2 protein-coding genes and 1 pseudogene are annotated in these 1,276 nt (G+C 74.4%); all 3 read right to left on the reverse strand.

The genetic code is table 11. The features are described 5' to 3' along the window. On the reverse strand, positions 1-75 hold a 75-nt coding region (locus AC2W7A_RS12560; RefSeq protein WP_485991629.1), incomplete at its 3' end, for a hypothetical protein. A gap of 85 nt (positions 76-160) precedes the next feature. Then, positions 161-385, reverse strand: a pseudogene (locus tag AC2W7A_RS12565) (S8 family serine peptidase); the annotation flags it as partial. 5 nt (positions 386-390) lie between these two features. Next, positions 391-1,276, reverse strand: an 886-nt coding sequence (locus tag AC2W7A_RS12570) for a S8 family serine peptidase (protein WP_485991628.1), incomplete at its 5' end; no start/stop codon positions are given.

Below are 1,276 nucleotides of genomic sequence, written 5' to 3' on the forward strand. Positions count from 1 at the left end.
GATTGGCGGCCCGGGTCCACGGTCGCCGTCCGCGACCAGCAGCGCGGCCACGCCCGCCACGTGCGGGGCGGCCATCGAGGTGCCCTGGTAGGCGGCGTAGTCCGGCGCCGGCCGGGGTGGTGGCACCGGAGTCCACGGTGGACACGATGTCCGCGCCCGGCGCGGTGACGTCCACGGCCGAGCCGTAGTTGGAGAAGGAGGCCTTGCTGCCCTGCTCGTCCGAGGCGGCCACGGAGATCACGTTGTCGCAGTTGGCCGGGCGGGAGTTGGCGGCCGGCTGGGACTCGTTGCCCGCGGCGACCACCACGGCGGTGCCGTTGGCCACGGCCTGGTCGATCGCGTTCTGGTAGGTCGAGCCGCAGGAGCCCGAGCCGCCCAGGGACATGTTGATCACATGCGGCCGCGGGGGTTCTCCGGGACGCCGGGCACGGAGCCGCCGGAGGACCAGACGATCGCGTCCGCGATGTCGGACAGCGAGCCGCCGCACTTGCCGAGCACGCGGACCGGCTGGACGGTGGTGTCCGGGGCGACGCCCACGACGCCCTCGGTGTTCGCCACGGCGCCGACGGTGCCGGCCACATGGGAGCCGTGCCAGGACGAGTCGGCGGCCCCCGGGATGCCGCACTCGCCGTAGGCGAACCAGTCGCCCTCGTCCTGCGGGTCTGCGTCCCGGCCGTCGCCGTCGCGTGCCGCCCCCGGATCCGAGATGAAGTCGTAGCCGCCGGAGACGTTGGCGCCCAGGTCCGGGTGGTCCACGATGCCGGTGTCCAGCACGGCCACGGTGGTGCCGGAGCCGGTGCCGGCGTCCCAGGCGGGCTCGACGTCCATGCCGTTGGCGCCGTGGAAGCCCCACTGCTCCGGGTACAGGGCGTCGGACGGGGTGAGCGCGTTGACGGTCATGACGGCGTCCGGCTCCACCGACTCCACCGAGGGGTCGGCGGCCAGCTGGAGCATGAACTCCTTCGAGGCGGACTGGTCCAGCTTCTGGGAGGCCTCCACCACGTGGGAGCCGGTGGCGGTCTCGCGCAGCTCCGTGACGGAGACGCCGGCGGCCTTGGCGGCCTTGCCCCAGGCGTGGGCGCGGCCCTGGGCGCTGGTGGCCGCGGAGGCGGTGTCCTTGTAGGTGACGATGAACCGGTCGTACCCGTCCGTGTTCGGGTCCTGGGCGGCCATGCCCTGGGCGATGAGGTCGGCGACGGGCGTGGAGATCGTGGGAGCCTGCCCGGCCGGCGCGGCGGTGTCCGCGGCGTGCGCAGGGGCAGCGGCGAGGGCGGTG

The organism is Micrococcus sp. LASM2_SD2, from assembly GCF_057364565.1.